The 25263-nt window shown below is 55.0% G+C and carries 18 protein-coding genes and 1 riboswitch; of the genes, 8 read left to right on the plus strand and 10 right to left on the minus strand.

Annotated features, from left to right (window positions below; all coding sequences use genetic code 11):
* Nucleotides 1-127: 127 nt before the first annotated feature.
* The 7 genes from ACIGCM_RS17715 to cynS all read right to left on the minus strand — a co-directional run bounded on the left by ACIGCM_RS17715 (nucleotide 128) and on the right by cynS (nucleotide 10481).
* Nucleotides 128-2050 carry a TonB-dependent receptor domain-containing protein gene (locus ACIGCM_RS17715; protein WP_397503376.1) on the minus strand — a complete coding sequence of 641 codons (1923 nt, stop codon included), beginning with the start codon at nucleotides 2048-2050 and terminating at the stop codon, nucleotides 128-130.
* Between the two features lie 94 nt (nucleotides 2051-2144).
* A riboswitch (cobalamin riboswitch) is annotated at nucleotides 2145-2363 on the minus strand.
* Between the two features lie 34 nt (nucleotides 2364-2397).
* A complete protein-coding gene (gene dxs / locus ACIGCM_RS17720; RefSeq protein WP_397503377.1) occupies nucleotides 2398-4299 on the minus strand; it encodes a 1-deoxy-D-xylulose-5-phosphate synthase in 1902 nt (633 codons plus the stop codon).
* A gap of 137 nt (nucleotides 4300-4436) precedes the next feature.
* Nucleotides 4437-7718: a carboxyl transferase domain-containing protein gene (locus tag ACIGCM_RS17725; RefSeq protein ID WP_397503378.1), complete on the minus strand. Its 3282-nt coding sequence runs from the start codon at nucleotides 7716-7718 to the stop codon at nucleotides 4437-4439.
* Nucleotides 7719-7872: 154 nt separating this feature from the next.
* The gene (gene ispA / locus ACIGCM_RS17730) at nucleotides 7873-8760 is read right to left on the minus strand and encodes a (2E,6E)-farnesyl diphosphate synthase (protein WP_397503379.1); all 888 of its coding nucleotides are present in this window, start codon (nucleotides 8758-8760) and stop codon (nucleotides 7873-7875) included.
* Entirely contained in the window at nucleotides 8757-8999 is a 243-nt protein-coding gene (locus tag ACIGCM_RS17735; protein WP_397503380.1) for an exodeoxyribonuclease VII small subunit, read from the minus strand. Before ACIGCM_RS17735 ends, ispA begins: the two co-directional genes overlap by 4 nt.
* 125 nt (nucleotides 9000-9124) lie before the next feature.
* A complete protein-coding gene (locus tag ACIGCM_RS17740; protein WP_397503381.1) occupies nucleotides 9125-9937 on the minus strand; it encodes a formate/nitrite transporter family protein in 813 nt (270 codons plus the stop codon).
* A gap of 103 nt (nucleotides 9938-10040) precedes the next feature.
* Nucleotides 10041-10481, minus strand: coding sequence for a cyanase (gene cynS / locus ACIGCM_RS17745; protein WP_397503382.1), 441 nt, complete (start codon nucleotides 10479-10481; stop codon nucleotides 10041-10043).
* Between the two features lie 256 nt (nucleotides 10482-10737).
* Between cynS and ACIGCM_RS17750 the strand changes: the two genes are divergently transcribed.
* Nucleotides 10738-12618, plus strand: a complete 1881-nt coding sequence (locus tag ACIGCM_RS17750) for a sigma-54 interaction domain-containing protein (RefSeq protein WP_397503383.1) — start codon at nucleotides 10738-10740, stop codon at nucleotides 12616-12618.
* On the opposite strand, the gene ACIGCM_RS17755 is transcribed toward ACIGCM_RS17750, so the two are convergent.
* Complete coding sequence (locus ACIGCM_RS17755; RefSeq protein WP_397503384.1) at nucleotides 12615-13469, minus strand: LysR substrate-binding domain-containing protein; 855 nt, start codon at nucleotides 13467-13469, stop codon at nucleotides 12615-12617. The genes ACIGCM_RS17750 and ACIGCM_RS17755 overlap by 4 nt on opposite strands.
* 122 nt (nucleotides 13470-13591) lie before the next feature.
* Here ACIGCM_RS17755 and ACIGCM_RS17760 point away from each other — a divergent pair, with 122 nt between their 5' ends.
* From ACIGCM_RS17760 to ACIGCM_RS17775, 4 genes are all read left to right on the plus strand, one after another.
* Nucleotides 13592-14317, plus strand: a complete 726-nt coding sequence (locus ACIGCM_RS17760; RefSeq protein WP_397503385.1) for a haloacid dehalogenase type II — start codon at nucleotides 13592-13594, stop codon at nucleotides 14315-14317.
* Nucleotides 14314-15078, plus strand: coding sequence for an aldolase (locus ACIGCM_RS17765; protein ID WP_397503386.1), 765 nt, complete (start codon nucleotides 14314-14316; stop codon nucleotides 15076-15078). Before ACIGCM_RS17760 ends, ACIGCM_RS17765 begins: the two co-directional genes overlap by 4 nt.
* 443 nt (nucleotides 15079-15521) lie before the next feature.
* Nucleotides 15522-16544, plus strand: a complete 1023-nt coding sequence (locus tag ACIGCM_RS17770; RefSeq protein ID WP_397503387.1) for an NAD-dependent epimerase/dehydratase family protein — start codon at nucleotides 15522-15524, stop codon at nucleotides 16542-16544.
* 118 nt (nucleotides 16545-16662) lie between these two features.
* The gene (locus tag ACIGCM_RS17775; protein ID WP_397503388.1) at nucleotides 16663-19008 is read left to right on the plus strand and encodes an arylsulfatase; all 2346 of its coding nucleotides are present in this window, start codon (nucleotides 16663-16665) and stop codon (nucleotides 19006-19008) included.
* A gap of 236 nt (nucleotides 19009-19244) precedes the next feature.
* Here the strand turns inward: ACIGCM_RS17775 and ACIGCM_RS17780 are convergent, their stop codons facing one another.
* Nucleotides 19245-19958 (minus strand): response regulator transcription factor, encoded by a 714-nt coding sequence (locus ACIGCM_RS17780; RefSeq protein WP_397503389.1) that lies wholly within the window; start codon nucleotides 19956-19958, stop codon nucleotides 19245-19247.
* 204 nt (nucleotides 19959-20162) lie between these two features.
* On the opposite strand from ACIGCM_RS17780, the gene ACIGCM_RS17785 reads away from it, so the two are divergent.
* From ACIGCM_RS17785 to ACIGCM_RS17795, 3 genes are all read left to right on the plus strand, one after another.
* On the plus strand, nucleotides 20163-20450 hold the full coding sequence (locus tag ACIGCM_RS17785) for a hypothetical protein (RefSeq protein ID WP_397503390.1): 288 nt from the start codon (nucleotides 20163-20165) through the stop codon (nucleotides 20448-20450).
* Between the two features lie 873 nt (nucleotides 20451-21323).
* Nucleotides 21324-22250 carry a FecR domain-containing protein gene (locus ACIGCM_RS17790; RefSeq protein ID WP_397503391.1) on the plus strand — a complete coding sequence of 309 codons (927 nt, stop codon included), beginning with the start codon at nucleotides 21324-21326 and terminating at the stop codon, nucleotides 22248-22250.
* Nucleotides 22251-22321: 71 nt separating this feature from the next.
* Nucleotides 22322-24625, plus strand: coding sequence for a CHASE2 domain-containing protein (locus ACIGCM_RS17795; RefSeq protein WP_397503392.1), 2304 nt, complete (start codon nucleotides 22322-22324; stop codon nucleotides 24623-24625).
* 75 nt (nucleotides 24626-24700) lie between these two features.
* Here the strand turns inward: ACIGCM_RS17795 and ppa are convergent, their stop codons facing one another.
* Nucleotides 24701-25228, minus strand: a complete 528-nt coding sequence (ppa, locus tag ACIGCM_RS17800; protein ID WP_397503393.1) for an inorganic diphosphatase — start codon at nucleotides 25226-25228, stop codon at nucleotides 24701-24703.
* Nucleotides 25229-25263 lie beyond the last annotated feature (35 nt).

Raw genomic sequence — 25263 nt, forward strand, 5'->3', positions numbered from 1 at the left:
TGTCGATTGTCACGGGGGGGCTAGTTTTTTCGGCCACCCTTTGCTGCCAATGATTTCCGCTTGATTTCGATACCGCGGTGGTCAAGCTTCACCTTGACCACCTGGCTACGCTTCTTTGGCGGCGTTGTTAGAGCTGCGGTGTCCAGGTCATTGAAACCAACGCGGTGCGCCCAGCTTCCTCGTAGTGGAAGGGGACTTGAGCGAAGGTGGTGCTATCGAAGGCTGTGCCGTTGGCCTGGTAGTAGTCATGGTCAAGCAGGTTGTCCAGCTTCAGATCAAAGCGCAGGTCGTTGGGGGCATTCCAGCCCGCACGCAGGCCCAGCACGCCGTAGCCCGGTATCTCTTGGCTATTGGCCAGGTCGTTGTAACTATGGCTGGCCACTAGCCAACTCGCGCCGACATTGAACTGACCGAAACTGCGGTCTATATCCGCCGTGAAGGTGTTTTCTGGACGACGGCTCAGGCGTTTGCCGTTGTTACCGCTGCCGCTGCTATTGCGCGCATCGACCAAGCTGTAGCCGAGGCTGGTGTGCCAGCCGAAAATTTGTTGTTTAAGCCCAATTTCCAGGCCGTGGATGGTCGCTTCATCAATATTTTCCGGGCGGAAGGCATCGATGCTGTTTGACTGATTGCCGTCCAGTGCATTGTTGGTGACGATCGCGTCTTCAATGCGGGTGTGGTAAGCGGAGATTTCCAATGAGCTGGTCGGCGACAAGCGCGAGCGCCACTGCAGCTCATAGCTGCGCGCCGTCTCCGGTTGTAAATCTGGGTTGCTATACACCGTACAACCAAAGCCGGGGAAACAATCGTCTGGGTAATACAGATCATTAAAGGTTGGCGCGCGGAAGGACTCGCTGTATGACGCAATCAAGTCGTTATCGTTATTCACGTGCCAAGTGAAGGCCGCATTCCAGCTGTTCTCGCTCCCAAAGGCTTCATTGTCATCATGACGCAGGCCGAGCTCAGTGCCGAACAGGTCGTTGTCATACCGGTGCTGAATAAATGCTGCTTTATTCCAGCGCGAGTTTTCGTTGAAGTCTGTCGAGCTGTTGAGGCGGTCTTCGTACCAGTCCAAGCCGAGCATCAGTTGTTGCTGCTCAGCAAACTCAATGGTGTTAAGCCAGCTGGCTTGGTCGCGGTAGGTATTGAATACTGAGCCGCCATAAGGGTCGTGCGACGTTTGGCGGTTCTCGGTATGACCCAGCTCTAGGCGTGACGTCCAGTTTTCGTTCAATTGCGCTTGCACATAAGCGCTGCCAGTGGATTCTTCAAAGTCAGTGTCGGCGGCCTGGGTCGGTGACAAGCTGTAGTCGTATTCACTCTGCCCGGACTGACGCAGCAGGTTAATACCGGCTTCAAGCCTGTCATTAAAGTTATGCGACAGGCTGAGGTTGAAGCCTTTGTTGCGATAGGCACTGTCTTCGCTGCCGATTAGATTGGTGCGCTCAAAGCCATCGGTTTCATCCAGCGAGGCTCCTAAGTCGAAGCGGGTCTGTTCGTCGCCGCCCGACAATCCCAGGCTGCGCTGCCAAGTGCCATAGGTGCCGTAACCTACTTTAAGGCGCGGGTGCAGGCCTTGTTCACCGCTGCGGGTAAAAATCTGAATGACGCCACCAATGGCGTCTGAACCATAGAGCGCTGAGCGGCTGCCACGAACCACTTCGATGCGCTCGATTTGATCAAGGTTGAGTTGTTCGAGGCTGGCTGTTCCGCTGGAACTGCCGGCAATGCGCTGGCCGTTGACCAACACCAAGCTTTGCGCTGTCGAAGTGCCGCGAATAAATATCCCGCTGAGTGAGCCGCTACCGCCACTGCGTTGGACGCTGACACCCGGCGTGCGAGCGAGTAAGTCAAGCACGTCACCGGCTTGTAGGCGTTCGATGTCTTTGCGTTCATAGACAGTGATAGCGGCGGTGGCTTTGCTGATCGGCTCTGCCTGACGGCCCGAGGTAATAACCAGAGGCGTGGCCTGATAAGGCTCGGCTGATTGAGCGGCCGTGGCCAGGCATGGGGCCATAGTGAGCGCCAAGTAAATGCGGGAAAACTTCATTAAACAACCTCAAAAGTACAATGCTTTTGAGGAGGGCAGGGACAAGCGCTGGCCAACAGAGACCCGCACTTGACGGTGATGCCCTCCGCAACACCAGTCAAAATTGCAACGAGGCAGGTCTCCGGGCTGCCGACAGCGTTTTTCACCTTCCCGGGCTAACCCAGTGGTTGTCGAAAAACGCTGTGCTGGGCTCAAGGGCTCAGCACTGTCGGTTACCGTTGCGGGGGCAGCGCAGGCATTGTCATAGACGCACCTGCTTCCCTTTTCACGCTGCGCCTTGCGGCTGACAGCGACCTCGGTCAATCACGATAAAACCCATTACCGAGTTTGCGGCAATGGGTTAGTTATTACTTGATAACAGCCAAACGCTGACGAATTGCCTGCTCGATACCCTTTGCATCAAGGCCGCATTCGGCAAGCATTTGTGACGGTTTGGCATGCTCGACGTAGAGGTCGGGCAGGCCAAGGTGGAGCACTGGCTTGAGCACATTTTCCTGTGCCAGAAACTCGCTGACTGCACTGCCAGCGCCGCCCATGATGCTGTTTTCTTCAATGGTTACCAGCAGTTCATGGCTGGCAGCTAGCTGGCGGATCAACGCCTCATCGATAGGCTTGACGAAGCGCATGTCGACAACAGTCGCATCCAGTGTTTCAGCGGCTTTCAAGGCTTCACTCAGTTGCACGCCGAATACCAGCATTGCCGTGCCGCTGCCTTGCCGACGGACAACGCCTTTGCCGATTTCCAACGGCTCAAGCCCGGCTTCAATGGTCGCGCCAGGGCCCGTGCCGCGTGGATAGCGCACAGCCGCGGGGCCGTCAAACAGGTGGCCGGTGGTAAGCATGCGGCGCAATTCGTTCTCATCGCTTGGGGTCATCACCAGCATGCCGGGGATGCAGCGCAAGTAGGTGATATCGAAGCTGCCCGCATGGGTCGGCCCGTCTTCACCCACTAAACCTGCGCGGTCAATGGCGAACAATACGTCGAGGTGCTGCACCGCAACGTCGTGAATCAGTTGATCATAGGCGCGTTGCAAGAAGGTCGAGTAGATCGCGACAACTGGCTTGCTGCCCTCACAGGCCATGCCCGCAGCGAGCGTAACCGCGTGCTGTTCAGCGATAGCCGTATCAAAGTAGCGGTCTGGGTATTGCTCGCTAAAGGCAACCAGATCGGAACCTTCTTTCATCGCCGGGGTGATGCCGAGCAGGCGCGAGTCTTGCGCTGCCATGTCACACAGCCACTGACCAAATACACTGGAGTACTTAGGGCCAGAAGGTTTTTTTGCGGCGGTTTGCGCAGCAGGACGATTGACCGGCTCAAGCTTGGTGATGGCGTGGTAACCAATGGGATCCGCCTCTGCCGGGGCGAAGCCTTTACCTTTTTTGGTGATGACATGCAGGAACTGCGGGCCTTCCAGGTCGCGCATATTGCGCAGCGTGGCCAGCATAGTTGGCAGGTCATGGCCATCAATTGGGCCAATGTAATTCCAGCCGAGTTCTTCAAACAGGGTGCCCGGAACCAGCATGCCTTTGGCGTGCTCTTCGGTTTTACGGGCGATTTCCCACGCGCCGGGAAGGCGCGAGAGTACTTTCTTGCTGCCTTCACGCATGCTTGCGTAGGTGCGGCTGGAAAGGATTTTCGCCAGATAATTCGACAGCCCGCCGACGTTGCGCGAGATCGACATGTCGTTGTCGTTGAGCACCACCAGCATATTGGCTTTAAGGTCAGAGGCATGGTTCAACGCTTCGAACGCCATGCCTGCAGTCAGTGCGCCATCACCTATGACGGCAACACTTTTACGGTTGCTACCCTGTATCTTGGCGGCAACCGCCATGCCCAGCGCTGCACTGATTGAGGTGCTTGAGTGGCCGACGCCAAAGGTGTCGTATTCGCTTTCGCTGCGGCGTGGAAAGGCAGCAACGCCGTCTTTTTGCCGCAAGGTGCTCATGCGCTCGCGGCGACCGGTCAGGATTTTATGCGGATAGGCTTGATGGCCAACATCCCATACCAAACGGTCATCTGGAGTATCAAACACGTAATGCAGAGCAATTGTCAGCTCGACCACGCCTAAGCCCGCACCGAAGTGACCACCGGTCTGGCCGACGGTGTAGAGCAAGTATTGGCGCAGTTCGTCGGCCAGGGTTTCCAGCTCGGCCTCACCCAATCGGCGCAGCTCGGTCGGCGTATTCGCACGGTCAAGCAAAGGCGTCAGCGGGCGTTCGCGGGGAATCTCTTGGAAAGTCGTCGGCATCAGGCGAATCGTTATTAATACAAAGATGCGCCAGTTTACCCGAAGCCCCGTGCAGTACCCAAATAAGAAGTGGCCAATCAGCACCTGTCTCTACCCCCAAGCCAGCACGCTGCTGGCTTGGGGGCGTAGTTTAGGCATCACCAGGTGTCGATAAAGCCACGTTTTTGAGGGTTATTTGCAGGCGCAGGCGTTGAGTTGAGGCCGCGAGTCAACCAGCTACGGGTTTGTTCAGGGTCAATTACCGCATCAATCTCAAGGAAGCTTGCCATATTGATCGCCTTGCCATTGGCATACGCCTTGGCGACCAGCTTGTCGAAGAGTTGCTGGCGCGCTTGATCTGACTCAGCCGCTGCCAACTCTTTGGCAAAGCCTAAGCGAACAGCACCTTCAAGGCCCATCGCACCGAATTCGCCACTGGGCCAGGCAACCGTAAACAGCGGTGAATGGAAGCTGCCAGCTGCCATCGCTTGTGCGCCCAACCCATAACCTTTGCGCAGAACGATGGTAAAGAACGGTACGCTGAGACTGGCAGCGGCGACAAACATGCGTGAGACGTGGCGCACTGTGGCTTGTTGCTCTGCTTGGGGTCCGACCATAAAGCCAGGGGTGTCGCACAACGACACCAGGGGAATGTCAAAGGCATTGCACAGCTGCATAAAGCGCGCGGCTTTGTCCCCGCTCACGGCATCAATGGCACCGCCCAAATGGGCAGGATTGTTGGCAAGCAAGCCAAATGGCTGACCTTCGATGCGGATGAATGCGGTGATCATGCCCGGTGCAAACTCGCGGCGCAGTTCCAGTACCGAGTCGTGGTCGGCAAGGGTTTCAATGACGTGGCGAATGTCATACACGCGCAAGCGATTCTCAGGAATCAAATGGCGCAATTGGCGTTGATCAGCGCAGTGCCAAGTGCTTAGCGCACCTTGAAAATAACCGAGGTATTGTTTGGCGACACGCACTGCCTGGGCTTCATCCTCGACCAGCAGGTCAATCACCCCATTGGGGCTCTGTACGCTGGTAGGGCCGACTTGCTCTGCGCTAAAGCTGCCCAGCCCGCCGCCTTCAATCATCGCTGGTCCGGCCATGCCAATGCTGGCGTTGCGAGTGGCAATGATCACATCGCAGCAGCCCAGCAATGCGGCATTCCCCGCAAAGCAGCGGCCAGACACCACACCGACCAACGGGACCAAGCCAGAGAGCTTGGCCATGCCGACAAAGGTGTGGCAGTCGAGCCCGGCAACGCCAACGAAGTCGGTGTCGCCAGGGCGGCCGCCACCGCCTTCGGCAAACAGCACCAAGGGTAAGCGCCATTGCTCGGCCAGTTGCAGCATGCGATCGGTTTTCTTGTGATTCATGACCCCTTGGGTGCCTGCAAATACTGTGTAGTCGTAGGCGATTGCCATGCAGCGCGCGGCTTTATTGCCGAACAACTCTGCGTTTACGGTGCCGGTGCCTGCAACCAAGCCGTCGGCAGGGCTTTGTTCAATGAGCTCATCCAGCGAGCGTCGACGCCGTTGTGCCGCAATGGCCAGCGCGCCGTATTCACTAAAACTGCCATGATCAAGCAAATCTGCAAGGTTTTCCCGAGTGGTGCGTTGTTGGGTTTTGCGCCGCTTGGCGACTGCGTGGGGGCGTCGTTCATCGCGGGTGATGGCGTGGCGCTCAAGCACCTCGCCAAGGTCTGCACGGATATGCTCAAGATCGACACCTTCTTCATTGAGCAACTGCTCATCGGCGATATGCGCAGGTTCGATAAACAAAAGCGCCGCCCCTTGAGTGACGATAGTGCCGGGCTCTACCGCGAGGCTATGGACAATGCCGCTTTGCTCGGCCTTGACCTCGAACTCCATCTTCATAGCCTCCAGCACAGCAATGGTTCGCCCCTTGGCAACGCTATCGCCAGTGTCGACTTCCAGGCTGATGACCACGCCGCTGCTTGGTGCTTTTAGCGCCTCGCAGCCATGTGGCACTTGGTTGGCGGCAACAGGGCTGTCTGATGAGCTGGGACAGTGACTGAAATACAGGTGCGGGTGGGCACCGCTCTGGGCGTTGAGCAACGTCGTTAACTGGCTTTCGACAAAGCGTGTGTTGACCTGGTTGAGCGCCACTTCGGGTCGCTGTATCAAAGCTTGCAGCAGGCTGATCGAGTGGCTCACGCCTTCGATATTGAACTCACACAATGCACGGTAGGCTTTGCGTAAAGAACTTGGATAATCCGCTGCATGCACGATTAGTTTGGCCAGCAAGGAGTCGTAGTTCGGGCTGACGTTGTAGCCGGGATAGCCGTAGCCATCAACACGAAGTCCCGGACCGCTGGGTGGTTGATAGGCGCTTAGAATGCCGGCTGCCGGATGCGTGTTGCCCTCGGTATCAAGGGTTTCCAGGTTGATTCGTAGTTGCACCGCGCAGCCATTAATCTGCGGCGGTTGCAGCAGGTTAAGGTCGCCCAGTGAGTAGCCCATGGCCAGTTTGATTTGGCATTGCAGCAGGTCAACGCCAGTGATTTGCTCGGTAATGGTGTGCTCAACCTGAATGCGCGGGTTGGCCTCCATGAAGTAGAACTGTTCAGGTTGGTCGTTATCGAGCAGGAACTCGAAGGTGCCTATACCTTGATAGTTGACGGCGCTGGCCAGTTTTAGTGCGGCATCGATCATGTGCTTGCGGGTGGTTGGCGGCAGGTCCGGACTCGGTGCGATTTCGATGATTTTTTGCTGGCGACGTTGCAGGCTGCAATCACGCTCCCACAGATGACTGACCGCGCCGCTGCCATCGCCTAATACTTGAATTTCGATGTGCCGGGCGTTGCTGACCAGTTGTTCGATGTACAGCGAGTCAATGCCAAATGCGCTGCGGGCTTCGGATTGGCAGCGCTTGAACGCCTCGGGTAAGTCTGCGGATTTAAACACCGCGCGCATACCACGACCGCCGCCGCCGGCCAGAGCTTTGAGCATGACCGCCGCCGAATCTCCGAGGCTGTGCATAAAGTCCTGCGCTTGTTGCAGGTCAATTGCCTGATTGATACCAGGCACCAGAGGCACATTGCAGCGTTCGGCTAATGCCCGGGCTTGGGCTTTGTCGCCAAAGCATTGCAGTACTTCAGCGCTTGGGCCGATAAAACCGATACCTGCCTGAGCACACTGGCGAGCAAACTCAGGGTTTTCGGCAAGAAAGCCATAGCCAGGATGGATGGCATCGCAGCCCTGTTCAAGGGCGATCGCAATCAGTTGCTGGATGTCCAGATAGGCTGCAACGCCCCGACCCTTGAGGGCAACGGCGCTGTCAGCGGTGCGAATGTGCAGGGAGGCCGCATCGTCCTCTGCATAGACAGCAACGCTGCGCAGGTTCATCTCTGCAGCGGCTCGGGCGATGCGAATGGCGATTTCACCACGGTTGGCGATCAGCAAAGCTGAGAAGGGCATACAGGCGGCTCCGGAATTTTTATTCTGGTGCCCATCTTATGCACTCTGCGGCGCAGGTAAACAAAGCCTTACCGGCTGATCGATAAGGTATTTATTTGAGTGATTAGAGGTAAAGGCTGACGACGCCCGATTTGCTCAGGCGGTCGCTGCTGTTCTAGTTGCGGCGATCAACAATATAGTGCGCCAGCATGCGCAGTGGCTCAGCGGCAGGGCCAAGTTCTTGCAATGCTGAAACGGCCTGGTCACGCAACTCAAAGGCATAGCCTTTGGCTGTTTGCAGGCCGAGCAATGCAGGGTAAGTGGGCTTGTCGTTGGCTTGATCCTTACCCTGAGTCTTACCCAATGTACTGGTGTCGCTCTCAATATCGAGAATATCGTCCTGCACTTGGAAGGCCAGGCCGATGGCTTGGGCATAGCATTGCAAGGCGTGCAATTTGGCCGGGTCAGATTTGCCACTGGCCAATGCACCAAGGGCTACGCTGGCCTCGATCAAGGCCCCGGTTTTGTGCCGGTGCATGTTTTCCAGTGCAGCTTGATCAAGTGCCTGGCCAACTGAGCCAAGATCAATGGCCTGTCCACCGACCATCCCGGCAGGACCGGATGCGCGGGCAAGCGCGGCAATCATTGCCAGGCGCAACTCAGCACTCAACGGGTTCAACTCCGGGTTGCTGAGCACTTCGAAGGCCAGGGCTTGTAAACCATCCCCGGCAAGAATTGCGGCGGCCTCATCAAAGGCTTTATGGGTGGTTGGCTTGCCGCGGCGCAGGTCATCGTCATCCATGGCCGGTAAGTCGTCATGGACCAATGAGTAGGCGTGAATCAGCTCTACCGCGCAGGCTGCGCCATTGGCATGCTCGGCATCGCCGCCCAGTGCTTCGCAGGCTGCATATGCCAGTAGAGGGCGTACACGTTTACCGCCATTGGTGACGCTGTAGCGCATGGCCTGGTAGAGCCGCTGCAGGTCTTGTTGGGGCGCAACAAACAAGCGCTCAAGAGCTGCATCCACGCGTTGCTGGCACTGCGCCTGATACGCTTCGATCATGCTTGCTTATCCGCGTCGAAAGGCGCTTCCTCCAGTTCGCCATTGCGCTCCAGCAACAGGCTGACCTTTTGTTCAGCTTGCGCCAGTGCAGTTTGGCAATCGCGAGTCAGGCGGATGCCTTGTTCGAAGGCTGTGAGTGAGTCTTCGAGCGACAATTCGCCGTTTTCCAGGCGTTCGACCAAGCTTTGCAGCTCTGTCAGGGACTGCTCAAAATCAACAGCGGCTTTTTTGCGGGCCATGGCGGGTGTTCTCGGCGGGAAGTCAACGGGCAAACATCGCTCGCGACACTAGCAGAGACGAGGCTTTCGGGCAAATTAAGCCCGCCTGGACGGACAACGTTATGTCGCGCCTAGGCGGTTAGTTGTTAAGCCATTACCCGTTTGGCCCCTGTCTTGATGTGGGTGCTGTAAAGCGTCAAACCCGTGAACGCCAGACCACCTGCAAGGTTACCCAGCACAGTCGGGATCTCGTTCCAGATCATGTAATCCATGACCGAAAAGTTGCCGCCCATGATCATGGCTGAAGGAAACAGGAACATATTGACGATGGAATGCTCGAAGCCCATGAAAAAGAACAGCATGATCGGCATCCACATGGCGATGACCTTGCCACTGACCGATGTAGAAATCATGGCACCGACAACACCCATAGAAACCATCCAATTACACAGCATGCCGCGCAGGAAGATCGTCATCCAGCCGCCAGCGCCATACTCTGCGTAGCCCAGGGTTCTCGCTTCGCCAATGCCCGCGATCTTGGCACCCACCGCGCCTGGGTCGGTGTTAAAGCCATAGGTGAAAACAAAAGCCATCATAAAGGCGACGGTCAGTGCGCCAGCCAGGTTGCCGAGAAACACCCAGCCCCAGTTCCGCAGCACACCACTGATCGTGACGCCGGGACGTTTGTCCAGAAGTGCCAGTGGCGTGAGTACGAAGACGCCCGTGAGTAAGTCGAAGCCCATCAGATAGAGCATTGAGAAACCCACGGGAAACAGCACGGCTCCCAGCAGTGGTGAGCCGGTTTGCACGGCGATGGTGATGGCGAATACCGCAGCCAGAGCCAGGATTGCACCTGCCATATACGCACGAATCAGTGTGTCGCGGGTTGACATATAAACCTTGGACTCACCTGCGTCGACCATCTTGGTGACGAACTCTGAGGGCATCAGATAGGACATAGCGATCTCCTTGCGGATTAAGTGGGCAGCGATTCTGTAAGTCGGCACAGACCTGTGAAGGTCACCTCGTGAGCGGCGCTGCCTTGCGGGTATGAGCAGTCCGTTACCACACGCTGTAAGGCAGGAATTTGCCGTTGAGCGTGATAACTACGCGATCGCCTTTGGGGTCCTCGACCTTGTCCACATGCATGGCGAAATCGATGGCGCTCATGATGCCGTTGCCGAACTTCTCCTGGATCACATCTTTGAGCGTGTCACCGTAGACGCCGACCACTTCGTAGAGGCGGTAAATCAGCGGGTCCTGCGGCACTGCAAAGTCCCAGGTCTTGGTTGGGAATGCAGTCAGGGCTGCAGCCACTTCATCATTCAGTTCGAGCACTTCGCACAGGTGTTTGGCAACTTCTGGTGTGGCGCTGTTCATGCCGTAGCAGACTGATGCCAGCCATACCGGGGATTTACCGATGGCCTCGCTCAAACTGTCCCAGCTCATTTCTTTGCGGGCTTTGGCGGCCATTAGCAGGTGGTGCATTTCTTCTTTGTTCATGGCGAGTCTCTTATCTGACAGGTTGTGGGGCCGGCGCGGTTACAGAGGCGCTGCGGGTTGATAAGTCGATAGCGAGAGTTGTGCCAACTTGAAAAATTTACATAACTATTTGAAAAATATGAATTTACTCTGCTCTTGAATGTGTAGCTGAAACACGAAATTTCGTTTTTTACGAAATTCAGTTAACCGATTAACGATATTTCGTGTATTCATAAATCTACCATTACCCATTGCTGTTTCTTGCAGGGCTCAAACCATGAATCGTTCAGCTATCGATGAAGCCTTTATCAGTGCGCCTCAAGCGATGCTGATTGTTGATCCGGTGGCCGATGCATTGGTGCAGGTAAATGCTGCTGGCTTGAGCTTGTTGAAGTGTTCTGCGGGCGATTGCGCGGACTTGCGCTTTAGCCATTTTTTCGGCGATGGGATCGCGCTGTGGGTCAGCTTCACCGATGAAACGTTAGCCCGTGGCGAGGCCTGGTCGGATGACCTCAATGTGCTCGATTTGCAGCGCAGACCTCATGCTGTCGAAGTCAATGCCAGGTTGATGGCGGACGGCAAAAATATCCTGTTCATGATTCAGCCGCGTGACCTGCTGGAGAAACGCCGTAACCATTCTGAGGCGAGGCGTCAGCACCGTCTCGGTCATGTGGGGTGGGAGCGAATCTCGCAAGTCTTCGAACGTATTGAGCGACAGAACCGGTTGATTCTCGGCGCTGTCGGTGAAGGCATTTACGGGCTTGATGCCAAAGGCCTGACTACTTTTGTCAACCTGGCGGCCGAGCGTATTCTCGGTTGGAGTGCCAGTGACATGATCGGTCATGACGCGCACCAAATGTTCCATCACAGCCACTCTGATGGCAGTCGTTTTGCGGTGCAGCAATGCCCGATACACGCTTCCTTCAGCGACGGTCAGATTCATCAGGTGGATAACGAGGTGTTTTGGCACAAGAACGGAGAGGCTATTGCTGTTGAATACACCAGCACGCCGATTTTCGAAATGGGCCGGTTGGTGGGTGCTGTGGTGTTATTCCGTGACATCCGCGAGCGCCAGCAAGCCGAGCTAAGATTGCGTGAGGCACTCAATGAAGTCGAGCAGTTAAAGCAGCGCCTTGAGCTTGAAAATCAGTACCTGCAAGAGGAGATCAAGGCTGAGCGTAATCACCACGATATCGTGGGTGAAAGCCCTGCTGTCATGCATTTGATCCGGCAGATTGAGCTGGTCGCAGCTACCGATGCCAACGTCTTGGTCAGCGGTGAGTCGGGTACCGGCAAAGAGCTAGTGGCCAGGGCTATTCATGCCAGCAGCCGCCGCAGCGATCGGCCGTTGATTCGGGTTAACTGCGCTGCCATTCCCCGTGATTTATTTGAGAGTGAGTTTTTCGGTCACGTCAAAGGGGCCTTTACCGGGGCTATACATGACCGTGTCGGTCGTTTTGAACTGGCTGATGGCGGCACCTTATTTCTGGATGAAGTGGGTGAGATTCCTCTGGAGCTGCAAAGTAAGTTACTGCGGGTGTTGCAAGATCAACAGTTTGAACGAGTGGGCGACAACGTTACTCGCGCTGTGGATGTGCGAGTGATTGCCGCAACCAATCGTGACTTGCGTGAAATGATCAGTGCGGGTTCTTTCCGTGAGGATTTGTATTTTCGTCTCAATGTCTTTCCAGTGCGCTCGGTGCCACTGCGCGAGCGTGTTGAAGACATTCCTTTGCTCGCCAGCCACTTTCTGCGCCGTGCCTGCGAGTCTTTTAACAAGCCCGATGTGCGCATGCCCATGGCCCAAGTTGAAGTGCTGAAACGCTATCTGTGGCCGGGTAACATTCGCGAGTTGCAGAATGTAATTGAGCGCCAAGTCATCGTTTCGATGGAGGGACGCTTGCGCTTTGATGAGCTGCTGGCATCGAGCGCTGACCCGATTGTGAGCTCAGCTCATTGCGAGGGTGAAGCGCCCGTGGCCGATGATCAGTTTTTGCTTCAGCAGCGCAGCAATACCCTGGCCATGCTTAAACGTGCCAATGGCAAGGTATCAGGGCCGGGTGGCGCGGCGCAGCTGTTAGGCTTGAAACCCACAACGCTGGCGTCGCGTTTGCACAAGTGGGGTATTGATCCGCGTGAGTTTAAAGTCAAACGCTAAGTGCTCTTGTGCAGGTGTTCGACGAGGTAATCTGCCAGGCGCTGCTGGATGTTGCTGAGGATTTTGCTTGAGGCAACCAGAGCCAGCTCAGTCGGCGCGGGTGGGGCTAAACCGAGCTGATCGGTAATAATGTGGTGATCGGCTCGTATCGCACTTTGAGGTAGCAGGCTTAGACCAATGCTGGCGGACACAGCTGCCTGAATACTCGCCAGACTCTGGGAGCTGAATGCGATATGCCAGCGCCGACCTGCTGCTTCGAGTGCGCGAATGGCGCGTTGACGATACAAACAACCTTGCTCGTAAACGACCAAGGCAGTGCTGTCTTGTTGCGGCTGCCATTGGGGGCTTGCAACCCAGTCAAGTTGTTCAGGCCAGGTTGCGATTGCCGGACCCTGTTCGATATCGCGCTTGATCAGCGCCAGATCCAACTCACGGCTTTGCAGGTGCTCATTGAGTTCGCAACTAAGGCCGTTACGCGTGTCGAGGCGGATATCCGGGAAGCGCTGATTAAAGCCGGTTAGCAGTTGGATAAGTTGATCCAGTGGAAAGTCTTCAGGTACGCCAAGGCTGGCCACGCCACGCAGATCCTGTGAGCTGAGCATGTCGCTGGCTTCCATCGCCAGGCCGACTAGCCGTCGAGCATAGCTGAGCAGGCGTTCGCCGTCCTCGGTCAACTGAACCGACTTACTGGCCCTGTGCCTGATTAACAGCGGTCGCCCGACTTGTTCTTCGAGCTTTTTGATTTGCTGGCTGATGGTCGATTGCGTTCGATTCACCCGGCCACCTGCACGGGTGAAGCCGCCAGAGTCGACTACGCTAACGAAGGTTTGCAGAAGGTCAAGGTCAAGCATGGTGGCTAGCTCGTTGCAGTTAATTCGATAAATTAATTATTTTTTCATAATAATTTAATTTTTAAATTATGTCTGCTGCGCCGACGATTGACGCTTACCCAACTCCCACGAGGTTATTCGTCATGTCGCTTCAAGGCTTCGCAAAACCGCAATGGCTCACTTTCGATTGTTATGGGACGCTGATTCAATGGGATGAGGGCTTGCTCAAATGCGTCCGAGAGCTGTTATCGCTCAAGGGCATCAGTGAGCACGAGGCGGACTTCATCCGCATCTATGATGAATATGAACACAGCCTAGAGCAGCAACCCAGTTACATGAACTTCCGGCAGGTCTCCGAACAGGCGTTGCGTTGCACCCTGACGGATCTAGGCGTCAGCTATGAGCCTGCTGATGGTGAGGCTTTCGTCGCTCGTATCAGCCGTATGCCGCCATTTTCTGAGGTGGTTGAAACCTTGAACTGGTTGAAGCAGCATGGGTTCAGCCTGAGTATTGTGTCTAACACCGACGACGCGATCATCGCCGGTAACGTGGCGCAGTTGGGCGGGTATATTGATCGGGTTATCACGGCGCAGCAGGCTCAAGCCTACAAGCCCAACCCCCGGCTGTTCGATTTTGCCCATGCCAGTCTCGGAGTGACGCGGTCGCAGGTTTTGCATATCTGCGCCAGCCCCCATCTAGATTTGGTTGCAGCGAGGGACATGGGGTTTCACTGTATTTGGATCGACCGAGGCACAGGGCGCGTCGCACCGGTGGACTATCAGCCTGATGCCGTGCTGACAACGCTTGATGAATTACGCTCGCTATTTGGCAGCCTCGGCTGGGCCGATGATGAAGGAGTCGCAGGATGACTCAGTTTGAATTCAAACATGGCGATTTTGATACGCCAGAGATCCAGGCTGCGCGGATCGATCTCAGCGCCTGTTTGCGCATGGCGGCGCACTTGGGATTGGCAGAGGGTATCTGCAATCACTTTTCAATGCTGGTGCCGGGGCATTCAGATTTATTTCTGGTCAATCCCTTTGGGCTGGCGTTCGCCGAAGTCACGGCGTCTAGCTTGTTGATCTGCGACTTTAACGGACACGTCTTGTGCGGTAGCGGTGTTCCTGAAACCACTGCTTTTTATATCCATGCGCAAGTGCATCGCTTGAAGCCAAACGCGGTAGCGGTCTTCCACACGCATATGCCAAACGCTACTGCGCTGGCCATGCTTGAAGGTGAACCCTTGCGCTGGGCTGGGCAAACAGCGCTGAAGTTTTACGGTCAGGTGGCGGTCGATGAACAGTTCAATGGTTTGGCATTGGATGACCGCGAAGGGCAGCGGATTGCCTCTGCAATGGGTAACGCACAGGTGCTGTTTATGAAGAATCACGGCGTGATGGTGATTGGCGCTGACCCCGCGTTGGCGTGGGACTACCTTTACTATTTAGAGCGCGCTGCCGAAGTACAGCTTCGTGCGATGAGCACCGGCGTGCCTCTGCAGTCAGTCAGGCCAGACATTGCCGAAAAAACAGCAGCGCAAATGCGCATCGGGGAAGCGCAGAGTGCGCGGGCACATCTTGATAGCGTGATCCGCCAACTGAGTGTGCAGCAGCCTGGCTTCAGCAGCTAAACCAGGCTCAGTCCACTCCGTTCAACCACGCAGTTTTGGCTCGAGCACCTTGTCCTTTTTTTGGTGGGCTCACTTGCAGGCCTAATATAGGCAAGCTGACACTTGGCGTGGTTTGGCAGAGCATTTTGGTTTGGCATAAATTGGTAAAACACTGTCGGTAACGGTCAAGTATTTGCAGGTGCAGAGTCGCAGTATCTAGGTGGATTCAGCCTATTCCACCAGCATCTGCATGAGTACAACAATAATGACCATGCCCAGTCGCTCATCGAGCGCCAAGCACTGTTTGCACCTGACGTTAAATCACTGCCTATCTGCTAAAACGCCATGCAAGCGTACCGCTAGGTTGCTTTCAAGGCTGCACCGTTGCCCGTGCTCCCATGTGGCTTTCAGGGCCGGCTATGCATGCGTAAACCTACGTGGGCAAGTGCTCTCGGGAGCCCCTAATGACTGACCTTAGAATGCCCATCGGATCGGCGGGGCAAACGCCAGCAGTGCCGCGTTCTGTATTTATAACCGGTGCCAGCGGTTTTATCGGCCGCTCACTGGTCAACCGCTACAAGGTGCTGGGTGCCGAAGTTCGTGGCATGGATTTGCATGCCGACCCGGCAAACAACGTAATTGCGGGTAACCTGACTCGTCCTGAAGCCTGGGCAAAGCATGCCGAGGGCTGTGAATTGTTTATTAACACTGCTGCGGTGGTCTCTCTGGCCGCCACTTGGCAAGCCTACAGAGAGGTCTCAGTGCGCGGTGTGCGCAACTGTTTAGATGTTGCCATTGCGGGCGGTGCTCAGCGCTTTGTGCAGTTTTCCTCGATTGCCGCGCTGGGTTGGGAATACCCGGATCAAGCCGATGAGCATTGCGGTGTTGTTATCGGTGAAAAATACCGCTACGGCGTTGCCAAAGGTGCCAGTGAGCACATGGTGCTGGCGGCGCACGCTGCGGGTGAAATTGACTGCACGGTGGTGCGTCCCGGCGATGTGTATGGTCCAGGCTCTCGCGCCTGGCTCAGTGAGCCGCTGAAGATGGCCAAGGCTGGGGCGTTGATTCTTCCCAATGGTGGTCAAGGCGTGTTCACGCCGGTGTACATCGATGACCTGCTCGATGGCGTAATGCTGGCCGCCGGGTTACCTGAGGCCCGGGGGCATGTATTCCACTTGTGCGGGCATTCGGCGACCACCTGTAAGGAATTCTTTGGCAACCACTGGCGCTGGGCAGGGCGCAGCGGTTCACCACGCACTCTGCCACTGTGGGCCGCGGTAGCTTTGACCCATGCCATCTGGAGCGTCAACAAACTGCTCAAGCGCCAAGACGAAGTCACACCAGACACCATGTATATGTTCGCTCGTAAGGGCGACATCTCTAGCGCCAAAGCCCAACGCTTGCTGGGCTATCAACCTAAAGTCGACCTGGTTGAAGGTTTGCGCCGCTCTGAAGAATGGCTGCACGCAACCAATCAATTGAGCTAACTATCAGGCCGGCCTTTGCTGCGCCCGTTTCTCGCGGGTGGGCTAGGGCCTGCAACAACTCAATGTGGGCGAATTACAACGCCTGCGTTGAGATAAATAACAATAAAGGAAGATCCATATGATGATCATTCGGGCCGCGTCCTTGGCCCTGACTGTTCAAGCGTTGCAGGTGTTTTCTGGGTTGGCCTATGCCGAAGAAGCTGCTGGCCAAGTACTGCCTTTGCCCGTTCCCGCTTTTGCCGGCAAGATCGGCGAAACCTACAAAACTTCGCGATCTGACTTCCCTGCTCCCCTGAAGGCGCCCGCAGGTGCACCCAATGTGTTGTTGATCTTGCTCGATGACGTTGGGTTTGGTGCGATGTCGACCTTTGGCGGGCTGGTGCAAGCACCGGAACTGGATCGCCTCGCCGCCGACGGTTTGCGCTACAACCGTTTTAACACCACCGCGCTCTGTTCACCCACGCGAGCGGCTTTGCTCACGGGTCGCAACCACCATGATGTGGGGAGCGGCATGATTACCGAAATGGCGGTGGGTTATCCCGGTTACAACAGCATGTGGGGCCCGGAAATCGCGACCGTTGCTGAGGTTCTCAAGAATCACGGCTACAGCACGGCAATGTTCGGCAAGTGGCATAACACACCGGACTGGGAGACCAGTTCTGCGGGTCCCTTCAATCGCTGGCCAACGGGTAAAGGCTTTGATTATTTCTACGGGTTTATGGGCGGGGAAACCAGTCAGTTTGAACCGCAGTTGTATGAAAATACGGTGGCTGTGGAGCCAAAAAGCACACCAGAGCAGGGTTATCATTTAAGTGCTGACTTGGCTGATCGCTCCATCAATTGGATCCATGCGCAAAGTTCAGTCGCGCCGAATAAACCGTGGTTTATGTACTGGGCCCCTGGTGCTGCCCATGCGCCTCACCATGCGCCTAAAGAATGGATCGCCAAGTACAAAGGCCGCTTCGATAAGGGGTGGGATGCCTACCGGGAAGAAGTGTTTGCCCGGCAGAAAAAAATGGGTGTGATTCCGGCCGATGCCAAACTCACGCCCCGCCCGCCGCAGTTACCTGCTTGGGAGTCAATGAGCGCCGATGCCAAGAAAGTCTTTGCCCGGCAGATGGAGGTATACGCAGGGTTTCTTGCCTACACGGACTACGAAGCTGGGAGAATGCTGAAAAGTGTGCGTGAACTGCCCGGGGGTGACAACACCTTGGTTATCTACATTACAGGTGATAACGGTGGTTCTGCAGAAGGCAGCATGACTGGCACACTGAACAATATGGCCACGCAAAATGGCATCCCGGACACGATTGAAGCGCAACTAGCGGTACTCGATGAGTTGGGAACCGATAAACATGAAAACCATTTTGCGGTGCCGTGGGCGTGGGCGATCGATACCCCATTTCAATGGATGAAACAAGTCGGCTCACATTTGGGCGGCACCCGTAACGGCATGGTCATGTCCTGGCCGGGGCATATTAAACAAGTCGGGCAGGTGCGTGGTCAGTACAGCCATGTTGTCGATATTGCCCCGACCATATATGAAGCGGTCGGCATTCCAGCACCTGAACAGGTATCGGGTGCTGTACAAACCCCGCTCTCTGGCGTCAGCTTGTTGTATAGCTTGAACGATATCAACGCGCCTGATAGACATCGGGTCCAGTACTACGAAATGTTCGGCAGCCGCGCAATTTATGCAGATGGCTGGATGGCATCTGCGCGCCACGGACTGCCTTGGGAATTACTCAACCGCAAAGGTGATTTTGAGAATGACAGCTGGGAGTTGTACCACCTGTCCGAGGACTACTCCCAAGCCAATGATGTTGCCGCGCAGTACCCCGACAAGCTCAAAGAAATGCAGACACTGTTTGATAAAGAGGCCAAGGCTAACCATGTTTACCCGCTGGATGATCGTTGGGTAGAGCGAGCCATGGACCCCTCGCGGCCCTCGTTAGTGCGTGGGCGTCAGTCTTTTAGCTACTACGCCGGTACGGTACGTATTCCTGAAGGCAGTGCACCTAATACGAAAATGCGCTCTCACCGTATTAGCACCTCATTTGAGGTGCCAGCCACTGGCGTTGAAGGGGTAATCGCGGCAGAAGGTGGCAGCTCCGGCGGCTGGACTTTGTATGTCAAAGACAATCACCTGATTTATGAAAACAACTTCTTCGGTAAGCACAGCGATGTCTTGCGCTCCGCTGAGGAGCTGCCAATCGGCAACGTTGAGGTGGTATTTGAATACACCCAGCAAAGTAAAAAGTGGGCTGGCGGTGGCGTGGCGAAACTGATGGTAAACGGGCAGCAAGTCGCACAAGGCCCGATTGCCAATATGGTCCCGGCGCGCTTTTCGGCCACCGAAACGCTGGATATTGGTGAAGAACGCGGCTCAACGGTTTCCCACGAATACAGCACGCCGTTCCGTTTCACCGGCAAGCTGGGAAGGGTCAATATCGACTTGCTGTGACTCAAATTGCTGCATACAAAAAGGCACTGTGGTCGAGATAAACAGTGCTTTTTTTAAACAATAAAAAGCCGGCTTGTGGCCGGCTTTAGGGGGCGGTCGCGACTTATTTTTGATGAGTCGTAACTGCCTAAACGTGTGCATCGTCCCTGTCAGTAGGGGCGAGCGGGTCGCGACTTTAACAAGATGCGCGGCCAGCGGCTAGGGGTAACTGTCACCACGCATGCATTGAGGGTTAGTCATTCACTGGCTATTCGCTCTAAACGATAGCCATAACCATAAATGGTTGCGAGTCGCCAGCCGTTTTCGGGCGTGAGTGCGAGCTTGGTACGCAGGCGGTAAATGTGTGTGTCGAGCGGGCGAGACGAGTGAAGCTCTTCGCGGGGCCAGAAACGCTCGTAGAGGTATTCGCGGGAAAGGGGTCGGTCGATATTACTGATTAAACACTTGGCCAGGCTGTATTCACGTTCAGTTAGGTTGACTGGCAGGTTGTTGCGCTTAACTTGCTGCTCCGCGTCATCAAACAGCAGATCGTAGACCTCAAGTGAAGTGCTTTTGTTTTGCGTGATGCTGCCTTGGCGGCGCAAAACGGCAAGCACTCGGGCTTGTAACTCTTGGCTGCGGAAGGGTTTGTTAATGTAGTCATCGGCACCCTCATTCAGCGCTAGCACAACATCATGTTCGCCATTGCGGCTGGTCAGCATTATGACTGGTGGGTGCTTTTCAAGGTGCTTTCGGCTCCAGCGTAGAACTGCCAACCCGCTGACGTCTGGCAACTGCCAGTCGAGAATAAGCAAGTCGAAGGTCTCGCGCCTCAGCTGCTTAAGCAATTCCTCTCCCCGATTGAAACCATGCAGGCTCCAGGGGACTTCACTGCGCGTTGCAATGGTTTGCAAGGTTAGCGTGATGCGGTCGAGCTCAGCTTGTTCGTCATCCAGTATTGCTACACGCATAGCTTGGAAATATCCATATCCAGTTTACGAGCGAGCTGAATTTAGTCGGGCGATTTCTCTTAAGCATCGCTCAGGCGCAAATCTGAACAAATATGAGACTTGCCTAAATGCAGCGTCGCGTTTTGTTAAATTTACCCCACTTGAAGCCGCATACAAGCATTTTTAGGTAACAACTTCCGCAGGGTTAAAGCAAGGATGCAAGGGATGCAGGAAGGTCAAGGTTGTTGGCGGTGTCGGGTATTGGGAGTGGCACTTTTGATTGCCTGCTTTGTTATAAGCGTGCAGTTGATTTTACCTGGGGTCATCACTCATGGGCACAGCACCGATGTGCGCCTGGTAACCGATTCAACCCTGGCCAGGCACGCCTACAGCTTGCCACGTTACCCAGTTATGGGCGTGGTTGAAGACATTGACCCTCCAACAGCCACAAGAGCAGCTGTACTTGTTCAGCAGAGTTCGTGTGAGCAGGTGGGGCCGCGCTGGGTGTTCTGAATTAACTGTTCTGAGAGATCAGCCGGTAAAGGTGTTCGATTAATCCCCCATGGTTCGTGCAATAGCTTGAATAAGCGGCGGATGAGAGCCATAGGGTGGGCCAGGACGGTCCTCGTAAGACCCTGTTTCGCGTGTTCAACGGTCACAGGGGTCAGTCAGTGATGGTAGATGGGGTCGCTCTTTGGAATAAGTACTGGGTTTCATATGGCTGCGTACACGGATTCGATACGCAGCATATCGGAGTTGAATGGACTCAACATTGGAGTGCAATTTTCGCTGGTGACTGAGCGTGCTCGCTCATTAGCGAAGGTAGCAAGGATGCTACTGGGCAAGGATGCCCCAAGGATGATTCGAGCGCGCAGCCACTGAATAGTGGCTGGATGAAGTGGCTGTCTGGTAATAGCGCCGGGCACCGCTGATTGCGCCCACAAGGATGTGCCTATTTCAGGATTGAGCAGGCCTACATGCTGGCTTGCTCAGTCCGTAATCCCTAAAACGTCGCCCAACCCACTCACTGTTTTGCATGCTGAAAAGGCAGTGACTTAACTTTGGTTGTTCTGAGCTGCTCCATTTATAGAACAGTATTGAATGAGCTTGCATCACCTGGAGTCGTTTCGATTTAGGGCGGCTGTCCAACTCAACAAGGCGGGCCATTGATGACTCGTCTTGTTTCGTTTACGGGCCTTGATGATTGTTTTCGTGCGGTTAGCCAGCCAATACGCTAGCGTTTATGCTCAGCATAGAGTGGTCGTCTTATCTGTTTTATTCGGCTAATGCCGTTGGATTCAATCTAGGGGTTCAGGGTAAATATGAGCATTCATCACAGGGAGGTTTATAGTTGGGTCATTCACTAGTGCGGGCGAACGTCATCTCATGAGCTATCCAACACGCAAAACGCTTGCGGCTCTGATGGTGAGCCTAGCGACAATCTGCATGATGGCCTTTAGCGCTGCGTACGCTGAGCAATCGCCTCCTGCAATGAGTAGCAGCGTTGCGCTCGAAGACGTTCCCGAACCCTTGCCTGCCCAGGTCGAATCGCTTGAAGGCGAGGCTTGGTTGATCGATAAGCGTGGTACAGAAACACCGCTCGTCGAAGGTATGGAGGTCCAGAGGGGGCAAGGTATTCGCACCGGTGGCAATGCATTTGTTGCGCTAATGCTGGGTGACAGCTCACGTATCGTTTTGCCTTCGCAAAGCAGTGTTGTGTTGTTGTCTGAGAAAAAGGTCATGCAGGTCAAACTGCTGCAGGGCCAGGTCGAGTCTTATGTACATAAGCGCGAGCCTCAGGTTGAGCACTTTCAAATACTCACCCCGGTCGGGGTTTTGGGTGTTCGCGGTACGCATTTTCGTGCACGCCAAGTCGCAGGTGAGCATGCCGTATTCGCTGAGGTACTTAGCGGCAGTCTTGCTGCCGAGCGTAAAGTTGGGCTTGAGCCACCGAGTCTTATAAACGCCAAGCAGGGCATGCGAGTAGTGCCTAAAGGCGACTTGAAGGTTATCGACTTGTTGCCAGGTCCAAAGTTGCGTGGCCAGCGGGGCAGTGCAACTGCACGGGGCGACTGGACTATCTTGATCAAACCGTTAGCGGGCGCTAAGCGCTACCGGGTGCAAGTGGCCAGTGATCCAAATTTTATGCGGATCAAACGTGAGCAGCTTTCAGACTCTACGGAAGTGAGCTTCTCCGGATTGGACCTGCCTTTGTATTACGTGCGGATATCCGCGTTTGATGAGTCGGGTCTTGAGGGGCTGACTTCAATCTATCATGTGATGCACTTTTTACCTGTCGCAAGTCACTACTGAGGGCTTTGGTGCGAGTGACCAACCACAAAGTTCGGCCTGAAGTAAAAGTTGAGCGGCGAAGTTCATTTTCGATGTCTCGCCAACTATTTAAGCGCATTGTTCGCGAGTGGGTCGTTGTGACCTTGATTTTGATCCCGCTGACGGCCGCACTTTCGCTAACGCATGCGCTTGGGCTTGACTCGCTGATATACGATCGCTTGCTCATGATGGCGCGGCTGAATGCTGACCCGCGGATTCTTGTCATTACTATCGATAATCGTAGTCTGGCTCAGATTGGTCGCTGGCCATGGCCACGTGATATCCACGCAGCACTGCTTGAGCGACTCACAAAGGCCAAGCCTGCGGTTATTTTGTTTGATGTGATCTTCAGTGAGACTGGGCAAGAGGACCGGCGCTTCGCCAGCGCATTATGTCAGTCAGGCGTCGTGGTGTTGCCCTCTATTCGCAGAAACATAGAGCTGGAGGACGATGTTCCGAGTGAGTTTCTACCCACTCCTGCGCTGAGCAAATGTGCATGGGGTATTGGGCATATTAATGTCCAGGCTGACAGTGATGGTGTAGTGCGCAATGTGTATTTGCGTGAAGGGCTCGCAGCTAAACCGCGGTTGCAGATGGCGTGGGTGGGCTATTCATTAGTTAATCCATCTGTAAGCGCCAGCCCTCTACCTGGGCAGGGGAGTCAAGGGGACGTCCAGGGGTGGGTTAATGATCATCGTATTCGTATCCCTTACCTGAAGAGCGCACATGCATTTGCCAGCGTGTCGTACTCAAGTGTGTTGCGGGGCGAGGTGCCAGACGCGGTGTTACGCGATCGCATTATTCTGATTGGGGCAACAGCCCCCGGCTTGGGTGATCGCTACGTAACGCCCATATCGGGTAGCGCCGGAGGCACTCCAGGTATTGAGGTTCAGGCCAGTATTCTCAACGGTATGCTGCAAGGACGCAGTGTTGCTGAGCTTCCCAATTGGCTGGGCGCGCTGTTGGCTGTCGTCCCCGTTATGCTATTGCTGGCGATCATGTTGTTATCCGGCCTGCGCTTTGCGCTGCTGTCGAGTTTTGGTGTGGGCGCGCTAACCCTGCTTGCCTGTTTATTACTCCTTCAGGCGGGATGGTGGTGGCCACCGTCGGCAAGCTTGTTAGGTGTTTTGCTGGCTTATTTGCTTTGGAACTGGCGTCGATTGAATGCGGCATTAGGCTATCTTGGCTGGGAACTGGCACGACTGGATCAGGAGCCGCAAGTTCTGCCTGAACGTACGTTCAATAAGGGCCGTTTTACTGGGGACATCATCCAGCAGCGAATTATTGCGCTTGAGCGTGCCGTTGATCATGTGAGTAATACCCGTCGATTTATGACCGATGGCTTGGAGCATCTACCGGTTGCGAGTTTGATCTGTCGTAAAGACGGCGAGATATTGTTCGCTAATCGGCGGGCACGGGCACTGGTTAAAGCCTACAGACAATGTCGTCACTTAAGTGATTACCTACAGCGCTTGGGCTACCCGGAGTTAACCGCCGAGGATTCAAGCGACTCTGATCAGTTCAAAAATCTCTATGATGTGGAGTTTCGTACTCCGCAAGGGTTGAGCCTGCGCATCGAAGTCGCGCCCATGATGAGAGCCGAGCGTAATACCGCCGCGGGTTGGCTCATCAGCCTGGTTGACTTGACCGCTGAGCGTGAGGCGGATGAGCAGCGCGCCAGTATGTTGCGCTTTCTCTCCCATGACTTACGTGCTCCGCATTCGGCGATACTCTCATTGCTTTCAATGCATCAAGCACCAGAGGGCGAGCAAGGTGATCATGCTCAGGTGTTTGCCAGTATTGAGGCGCAAGTCAGCCGAGCGCTGCGACTCACCGATGACTTCCTGCTGTTAACCAAGGCCGAATCATCTGAATACAGCTGTGAGGCAGTATTGCTCGACAGCATTGTCCAGGATGCGGTGGACGAAGTTTGGTTGTTGGCGCGCAGTAAAATGATAAGTATTGAAACCCATCTGCTTGAGGAGGAAGGGGTGGTTTTTGCTGATCCGGGCTTGTTGTGTCGGGCGATGTTTAATCTGCTGGAGAACGCGATTAAATACAGTCCGCAAAACACGCGGGTCAGCGTGACCCTTTCAACAGAACAAGGAATGGCCGTGTGCTCGGTGGCGGACCAAGGTGAAGGCATTAGTGCTGAGAATATTGCGAAGATGTTCCAGAGCTACCAACGGTTTTCCAACGATCCATCGATCGGCGGAGTTGGCCTTGGCTTGGCGATGGTCAAAGCAGTGCTTGAACACCTTGATGGCAGAATTGAATGCCAGAGTGTGGTCGGCGAAGGCAGCGTTTTCAGCGTGATGTTGCCCCTGCATGAAGACACTGTTTACGAGCCTGATTAGCTCTGGCTGTGGCAATTGTGAGGCACAAAAAAACCAGCGTTAGGCTGGTTTTTTGTACTAAACACTTAATTTGACTTAGTGCTTGTAAGCGGCCACCGCTTTGGTGATCTCAGCACGGGCAGCTTCAGCATCGCCCCAGCCTTCAACCTTAACCCACTTGCCTTTTTCGAGGTCTTTATAGTTCTCGAAGAAGTGCTTGATCTGCTCAAGCAGCAGCGCTGGCAGGTCGGTGTATTCTTTGATATCGACGTACAACTGGCTCAGCTTGTCGTGGGGTACGGCGATCAACTTGGCGTCACCGCCAGCTTCGTCGGTCATGTGCAGTACGCCGACTGGACGAGCACGAATCACCGCGCCTGGTGCCACCGGGTAAGGTGTTACAACCAGTACATCAAGCGGGTCACCGTCGTCTGCCAAGGTGTTCGGGATATAGCCGTAGTTGGCCGGGTAGAACATTGGGGTCGCCATGAAGCGGTCAACAAACAGGCAATCGCTGTCGTGATCGATTTCGTATTTGATCGGCGCGTGATTGGCCGGAATCTCGATGGCGACGTAGATGTCGTTCGGTAGGTCTTTACCTGCCGGAATCTTGCTGTAGCTCATGGGTTAACTCCCTAGAAATGGGCCAAAAAAGTGGC

Source organism: Pseudomonas sp. NPDC078700, from assembly GCF_044542375.1.
Lineage (GTDB): Bacteria > Pseudomonadota > Gammaproteobacteria > Pseudomonadales > Pseudomonadaceae > Aquipseudomonas.